The 8621-nt window shown below is 33.2% G+C and carries 5 protein-coding genes; 1 reads left to right on the top strand and 4 read right to left on the bottom strand.

Annotated features, from left to right (window positions below; translation table 11 throughout):
• Positions 1-174: 174 nt before the first annotated feature.
• Positions 175-933 carry an ATP-binding protein gene (locus tag GTU69_RS16635; protein WP_166172163.1) on the bottom strand — a complete coding sequence of 253 codons (759 nt, stop codon included), beginning with the start codon at positions 931-933 and terminating at the stop codon, positions 175-177.
• Positions 927-2462, bottom strand: coding sequence for an IS21 family transposase (gene istA, locus GTU69_RS16630; protein WP_166172161.1), 1536 nt, complete (start codon positions 2460-2462; stop codon positions 927-929). Before istA ends, GTU69_RS16635 begins: the two co-directional genes overlap by 7 nt.
• Positions 2463-2862: 400 nt before the next feature.
• Here istA and GTU69_RS16620 point away from each other — a divergent pair, with 400 nt between their 5' ends.
• Positions 2863-3762 (top strand): Arc family DNA-binding protein, encoded by a 900-nt coding sequence (locus GTU69_RS16620; RefSeq protein ID WP_240921739.1) that lies wholly within the window; start codon positions 2863-2865, stop codon positions 3760-3762.
• A gap of 97 nt (positions 3763-3859) precedes the next feature.
• On the opposite strand, the gene avs1c is transcribed toward GTU69_RS16620, so the two are convergent.
• A complete protein-coding gene (avs1c, locus tag GTU69_RS16615) occupies positions 3860-4117 on the bottom strand; it encodes an AVAST type 1 anti-phage system protein Avs1c (RefSeq protein WP_166172157.1) in 258 nt (85 codons plus the stop codon).
• Positions 4118-4134: 17 nt separating this feature from the next.
• Positions 4135-8556, bottom strand: a complete 4422-nt coding sequence (locus tag GTU69_RS16610; RefSeq protein WP_166172155.1) for a hypothetical protein — start codon at positions 8554-8556, stop codon at positions 4135-4137.
• Positions 8557-8621 lie beyond the last annotated feature (65 nt).

The raw sequence follows: 8621 nt of genomic DNA, 5'->3' as shown, positions 1-8621 counted from the left end.
GTGTGGGATTACCCATGTGAGAGTAAGTCATCGCCAGCTCATTATTCTTAAAAAGCCCCCTCTAATGAGGGGGCTTTTTTATGCCTGGAATAAGGTATATTCTTTTTAAGTAAAACTTATAGTGAATATCACACTCAAAATCAGCCACCCGTTTCACATGAAAACCAACCACTCTTAAAGAGTGGTTATTTCATTGTTAGAAGAACTAATTTTCCTCATCGAGTCACCACTTATTTCAAACGTATACGAGTTGTGAATAATGCGATCTAAGATTGCATCTGCTATCGTAGGGTCATTAAATTTTTCATGCCATAATTCATAAGAAAATTGACTGGTGATAAGTAAACTTCCATGTATTGAGAAACTATCAATGAAATCCAATAGGAAACTTTCAATTTTTGCAGGAGTATGATTAAGCCCAAAATCATCTAACACTATGAGATCAAATTTAATTAACTTTTTTATTAAAAGCTTTTCATTTGAATTATCTATAGCTTGTTCTAGTAAATCTATAAAATCTGCATATTTGAAAAACTTGGTTTTGTAACCTTCTAAGCATGCTTTGGTAGCAAAAGCACAACCAAGCCATGTCTTACCTATACCAGTTGGACCTAAAATATTTAGATTCTTATGGTTACGAATCCATGTACATTCTGAAAATCTATTTAGTGTCTGTGAAGTGAAGCCTGTACGATTGGTATCAAATCGTACATCCTCAATACGTGCATGCGGATATTTTAGAGTTGCGCATCTTATAAGGCGATCAATAGTCTTTTGATTGCGTATTAATATCTCTGAATTAAATGCGTCAATTAAAGCTTCTTCAAAATTAATTCGATTTGCATAAATCTCATCAATATTAGACTTTAATGAAGTCACAACTCCATGTAGTTTTAACTTCGTAAGCAATTCAACCAATCGGTGATTTAGCATTTTTCAATCCCCTTATAATAATTTGAACCACGCAAATTTTTATGCTTTTTGGAAGTGTTATTTTCAGTATTTAGATAAGAATTACTTTCAATAATGGACTGTAAGCGGGCAAAGTTTTGGATTTTTAATTTAAAGGCATATTCTAATGCTGGTTCAAGTCTATCAATGAGCCTCTTATCAGTAGCCCAGTCTCTTAATTTAAATAAATAAGTAAGATTATTATGAAGATTTGGTCCTGCGCCTATAATAAAATTACAGTAATTCAATGTGTTAAATCCAACATGTTCAGCCCAACTTAAGATACTATCTTTCGTTAGATGATCACGAATGAGGTGATTTTTAGCTTTATGCTCAGTCAAAGTTGAAATTTTATCAGTACCTAAAAGTACCTTATGTTGGGCGATAAGCTCTTTTTCATCACGAATAAATAAATTACTATCTTCAACTCTTAACTCTACCGTCTTCCTCACATAAGAATGAGGTACAGAGTAAAAGTTATTTAAATATTCAACATGGTAATTTGTTGGAACTACCATTAATTCATGATGGGTTACGATGGGAAATAAAATATCTGGGAGTGGTTTTAACACTTTTCTTTCATGCTTTTCAAAAGCATCTTTTCTACCTTCCTGAAAGGTTTTTGTGATTTTGCGATTATAATAGTCTGTCATATATTCAAGGCGTTCATTTAATGCCTCAAGACTTGAAAATTTTTCATTACGTAAACGCATCAATATTTGTTTTTGAGCTAGATTTACACCATTTTCCCCCTTAGCTTTATCTTTTGGTTTACGCTTTCGAGCAGGTAGAACCGAAATATTATAAAAATAGAGGTACTCTTCAAAATATGGGTTAATCTTAACTATACGACCATTATTTTGTGTTATTAATGCTTTAGCATTATCACAAACAATATGTTCAGGGAGACCTCCAAATTTGGAAAACATCATATTACATGATTTTAGCCAATCTTCAGATTTTTGTGTCATTGTGGCATAATTGAAAAGTAAACCTGAAAAAGGTAGAACACCAACAAAAATATTAGCTTTTATTGTTTGACCATCAGGTAAATCAATATTAACTAAGTCGCCACTATAATCAATTTGTACTGCTTCGCCTGCATGGTATATCTGCTTCTGCGAAATATCTTGTTTTTTCTGCTCATTTTTGAGTATTTCGCAGAACCTAGTATAACCAACACCTTCACCTTGTGTTTTTTTAAGGAATTCTTCCCAAAGAACCGTTTTTGTTAGTCCTTTATGTTTCTCTAATTCGGTACAATAATATTTGGCATCAGGCTGTACTTTTTTAGTACATTGAAATAAACGATTGATCTTTAGCTTTGCTTCTAATGCCGAATTACTAAGTTGAGTAAACTCTTCATACCTTAATTCTGAAACAATCATGAGATCTTTAATCTTGGCAACAGTTTCACGTGAGACTGCTACAGTTTTGGCTATCTCTCGATTGCTAAGATGATTAAATAGGTAGCCAATAACCAACCTAATTTTTTCAATAGATGTGTGCATATGATGCTCCTAAATGCTAGAAGCAAAAATGAAATGATCGTGAGTTGACAAAACTCTCCTATGATCACAAAATGAGTAAGTCTTGATCTGCAATGATAGACAAACACTCTGAAAGCTCATGTACCGCAAATACATGGGCTTTTTTCATTTCTGCAATGAATTAAGAATTCTTTTCCTTAATAGAACTCATAAACTGGTATAAAATGAAATTAATCTGAGCATTCATAGATCTTTGATTTAAAGCAGAATGTCTTTTTAACTGCTGTTTTAGATCGCTTGAAAGCCTAATTTTCATTTGACTATTTGGTGAATCTATTTTCATTTCCTTCTCGATATGAACCATAGTGACACCATAAATATAAACCATAATGACACCATGTCAATAGGGTATTTTATGATCATGCCTAATGATTCACAATTAAAACTAAGACTGCCTTCTGACTTGAAACAGAAGATTGAAGAAATCGCTGAATCTGAAAAGCGATCAATGAATGCAGAAATTGTTGCTCGCTTAGAAAATTCTTTTAATTTTCAATCAGGTTTAATTAATGAGCCCAATTCAACAAAATTGGCTAACCCTTATTTATTGATAGATCGAAAATCTGAGATTTCTGAGCGTCTTATCCGGTCTATTGAGTGGATCAACTCATATAAAATGAATAGCCTGAAGTATTCGCATATTGCTGAGCATTGTGGATATGAGCATGGTCAAGTTTTTCTAGATTGGATCAAGGCTGAGATTGAGCCAACTTTTAAAGAATTAAGGCAAGTGGCTGACTACTTTGGAATAAATTCAGAATGGCTTGTTCATGGTGATGGTAAGTTACTTAATGTGGATCACTTTGATACTGATACAACTGATTTAGATCGAATTTTTAGTAGCAATAAGCAAGAAAAAATTAAAAATCTTCTATTGATTCGTGATGATTCAGCAGAAGGTAGTCTTCTGATTATAAAGAAGCTAGAGGGTTGGAAAATTGAACTGTTTACAACGTCTTTACACCTATCTACGATCAATGGTGTAGGTGGATCAAGAAATCTCCAAAGCTTTGCTGAACAATGTAAAGCTATTTATAAGAGTTCTTATTTGACTAAGACTTTCGGCTACTTAGTATCGAGTCAAGACTTTGAGAAAATGCTGACTTTAGAGAAACATCCTCTTGCTATTTTGAAGCCATATCAAGCTAGCCCATGGTGGGAAGCAATATGGGATAAAAGCGATGCGTTAAGGTTAAAAGATCACCTTGAGTCAAAATGGAGAGATTGGTTAGAAACTGTTGAGTTAGCACGAAATAAATAATAATCATAATGTAAATGTGTAGGCATTCTATAATGCCTGCACATTTAAGAGTATTTTTTGACTTTTGTATTAGCCCCCGTAAAAACGGACAGTTAACTTAATTTTCTTCAAGACTCTCAGGAAGCTTCATATTCCTCATCTTTAGAGTTGTATTTACCATGCATCGAGCCTGCTCATCTACACTCAAAAAGTCGATCCGACCATTCGGAAGATATCTAATTTTACTTAACCCTTCTAGTGAAATACCTTGATTTACTCTAAACATGTCTTTTTCCATCATATCCCTTAAAAGATGAAATCGATATTCGAACTCAGCTCTTGTATTCGGGATTTCCATCATTTCGATCCTTTCCATATATACTCCATTAAATTTTACTGATAATAAATCATACCAACAGGTCTTTGATTAATTTCTACTGTCCAAAATATGTTCATATTATTTGGTAACTTTAGTAATTCATCTTTTTTAATGGATAAATAGCAACCCTCCGACTTCGGTGCCCCTCTAGCAATGCCATCACTACGAGAAGAACGCCACCATGCTCGTTTAACACTCTTAGGATCTACACCAAGTACTTGCATAAAATTTGATGTTGGAATTGCTGGAGTAAAAACCCCAAAATAAGCTAGAGTAGGGTCTACATTAGCACATGTATCAATATGTAATGTTTGGGCTCGCGTTGGATCATTGATCGAAGAAAATCGTCCAGATGATATTGTTCTTTGAGAAACATTACCAAAATAAGCTGTTAGACGTACTTGTCTTAAATGCCCTTCATCACAGAAAGATTCATAATAATCGAGGTAGATCTCTTCACCTTCTTGAGGTCTAGGCTGAGAGGACTCTAGCCATGAGATTCCATGAGAATTAAAATTTTTAATTCTTAAATGATCCAATCGAGTAGGGTTATATGGTCTAAATATTTCAACAATCTGTTCATGTAAATTTATAGGAGCTTTTGATTGGAGTGCAGTCTGTAAAGCATAGCTAACTTTAGCTTTCCATCTCAAAGGATCCTTTTTATTTGAGTAATATCCATCTGATAATAATGTTTCAATTTTATAGGCAGTCTCTAAAGTCATTGGAGCGCATATTTCCTGCATTATTAACGTAGCATATTGTACGAAGGAGTCGTTTACTATGCCTAAATCCTGTAATTGTGACCACTTAGATTTAAGGATTCTTGCCCAAGATGGACATTCGATAAGATTATTATCAATAGGATCATGAACCTCATCAATATTGGTGTTCAACTGATCTAGAAGTTCACCAGCATGTTCATCACCATTTCTTATTGCTTTATTCAATATATTTTTCAGAATAGAAAGTCTTCCAATATGTTTGCAATCTTTTTTAATAGATTCAAAATCTATAGTTGGGGATAGGAGATCCCAAACATTAGTTTTTGAGAATGAAAGGTGATCTAATATTCCACAGATGACGTCTGGATGATTATTTGGATCATTAGTAAAAGCTAGGGGGCCAAATAATGGAATATATTCAGGGTAATTCCTCAATAACCATAACAGCATATCTGCTGCTTTTTCACTTCTTAACCATGTTGGATGATCAATAACATGGATTATCAGTTTTCTGAAAACAATAGATATAGCATATTCATTTGATTCTGCTAGAAAACTATATTCATCGATTTCTTTTTGAGGCATACCTACCATAAGCTGTATATGCTCAATAGATAACTCTAATAATCTATGTTGCTGATTTGATGGAGCATCAGATGTTAACCATTTTATTAAATTTTCAGAAATACGGTAATGATTTGAATATTTTTCATTTAAAATCAATGGGGAAAATAACTTAATTAATTCTGAGTTTGTGTTGGGAATTTGCTTTAAAAGGCTTTGTCCCTCTTTCATTTCTGAAATTAATCCCTCCCAAATTGACCATTCACCTTGTTGTATAGTTTTCAATGCAGATACAATTTCCTTTTGTGCTTCCACATAGTTTTTACGACGAATAAATCTTCTAGCATTAGTGAATAAGTTTTCTGCTTGCTCTATAGACTGAGATGTACCAAACAGACCAGGAGCGAATAGGAAGTCTTTGTTAGTAGCATCAGATTCGCTATCTTCATTCTTCTTAACAATAGTTTGAGGAAGAACTATCTTTTCCATTTCGAGTATGGAAGGGTCCAATTCCTCAATGTACTGATTACATAGGTTTATGAATCTATCATTAAGACTTTCAGGTAAATATTTCTTTAAGGATGAAAGGAATTCTGGGCGATCTTTATCACTTACTTCAGCCTCACAGATAATTTCCAATCTATTGAACATATGCTCAATAGAACTAGGATCTTCTTGATTATTCTGTAACAGGATTCCATAGACTTCAGCATAATTAGCTAAATGCCTTGAATCTCCAAATTGAAAAGTTTCTAAAATTACCAAACATAGCTGCCAATCTAAATGAGGAATAGCTGATTGTACAATACACAATATAGAATCTTGTTCATCCAAGGCAGTACCCGGAAATCTAGTTGCTTCTAGTTCGGATATGCGATCAATTTCTCCTTTTGTTATATCTGCATACATTTGCTCTAATGAACCATATGTTTGGCGGATATAGTAGAGAATAGCTTTCTCAAACTCGCCCCTTAAGCATAAAGCCTTTATGAAGTCTCGCTTTGCGTATCGAACAAAACGCTCAAAGGTCATCTCACCACTAGATACTTCTAATAATGCAGCAATTTTAATTAAAGCTTCATCATTTAGAGGAGTTTTTATATTAATAGCTTCCAAGGTACTAACGGCTAGTCCTAACTGATCTTCTTTATACCAGTTAGGACCCATGGAAAAAGCCAAAACACTTTTGTAGGTATCTTGAGCTTTTTCCAAAGCATTTAGACGTTCATATAGTTGAATTATCTTTAAGAGTTCAGGTACAAGTTCACGCCTATTTTTTAAATTTGATGTGACATAAATTTCCCATTTTTCAACTAAATTAAATACCTGATCTTCTATATCTTCTTCCAATTCATAGTTAGTAATTTCATGTATGGCATTATTTAGAATTAATCGAAAACCTTCTGAATAGATGCCACATTGATAAGTAAACCTTTCATTAATAAGGTTTAAAAATTGCTCAAGATGTTGTGGGAAAACATCTATAATTAGTGAAGTTAGATGCTTATAAATATGAGGGAATATACTTTCAGGTAAGGTATAAGCATCCTTCCAAGTTACTCGTTCTGATAAGCTGAACTTTAGGTTTTGAAAAATATCTTGATGGATCACATTCCAAATTGAATCCAAGTTTTCTAAATCCTTTTCCTCATGGAATCGTCTAGCTAAGCCATCACACCATGCTAGAATTTTAGTAAGGGAGAAAAGCCCATCCATCCAATCTGATTCGAGTAAGGATAGAATAGTTGGTCTAGGTACATCTGGATTAAGATAGGCTTGTGTTCTCCATTGAGCCATAGCCTCATTAAATGTAGTCTCGTCTAAAGAAACATTATCATCAGCAATCAAGTCAGTTTTATTAAATTCTACAGCACTGTCTTCAACTGCTATTGCGAGTATGATATTAAGTGGTGTTTTAAGAGATATTAAGATATTAATTAGCCCTAAATCATACTCCCTTAAAACTCCTTTATTCTCTATAAGAAGTGTGTTCAAATCTAGAAAAAGAGCAGTTAGTACTTTTTTATCAAGAGGAATATTTAAAAATTCACATCTGATATAATATTCAACTGCTACATATATATACTGTTCAGTAAAGTCTACTAAAGGCCCACTATAATTTTGACTCAAAATAGCTAATGGGAAAGGTCGCTTATGTAAACACATAAAATTCGCTTGTAGGCAAATAGACATTTGTTCTCGAACCTGTCTACATAACTCCTGATCTTGAATTCCAGATTTCATGAAGTTTTGCCAATAATAATTAAATTGACCTGATTCTGACTCTGCTCCATCTACTAATGCTTTAGTTTTTAGAATGTATTGCTGTAATTGCAAATCAAATAGAGTTAAAAAGTCTGAAATTGAGAGTTGATTCTTATAAACTAGCTCAAGCTCTTTATTAATTTTTATTTCAATAGTCTTTAATAAAGCTTGGGCTTCCTCATAATTCTCAATTTCTATTAGTTTTAGAGAAATTTTAAGTGCCAAATCAATCGGTATGATTAATTGTTTATAGCGAATAATATGCTGTAAAACTTCATTACTTTTATTTAATGCCAGTAAAGCATTTGCTATTAAATCAGCAGACTGAGCAAATAATGTATCATATCTAAATTTCATTCTTTGAGATAACAATAAGATACGATTGGTTTCTGTAAAGTCTCCAAGATTTGTCACAGCCTTTATGACATCACCAATATCTCCTAATAATGTATCTGGCTTTATCCCTCTTAAAACACACTTATCAGCCCACTCTTGGTTACAATAGCTAATAACAAGAGATTTATCACTATTTAGAGATTTAAGACCGTGGTATATGATATTAAATAGACCATATTCAATTTCAAGGTTATTCTTACAAAAGTTGAAAAGTCTTAATTGAATATCATTTTCACGTAGATGCGTCTTTTCTTTTAGAAATTCAGAAAAAGAAGAATGGTAAATATTGGTTTGCTCAGAGCTTAAAAGTAAATGTTTAATACGCTCAATTGTACTCACTAAAACAGCTTGTTCATTTGAATTCAATATTGTTACTAGCAATGAAATAGGTATTCCCCATCTCAAACGAACCATAATAGCTAAAAGATTAACTCCATCTGTGTCGGAAGAAAGTTGATACTGGACTGCTCCCAGTATCCTAGACATGAGACAGCCTCATTTTGAAGCTGCTTCAAAGGCTTCTGGACTCATCCCGTCGAGATGCGAATGAC

The sequence above is a fragment of the Acinetobacter sp. SA01 genome (genome assembly GCF_011319235.1).
GTDB lineage: Bacteria > Pseudomonadota > Gammaproteobacteria > Pseudomonadales > Moraxellaceae > Acinetobacter.
This window is presented reverse-complemented; position numbering and strand designations above follow the sequence as displayed.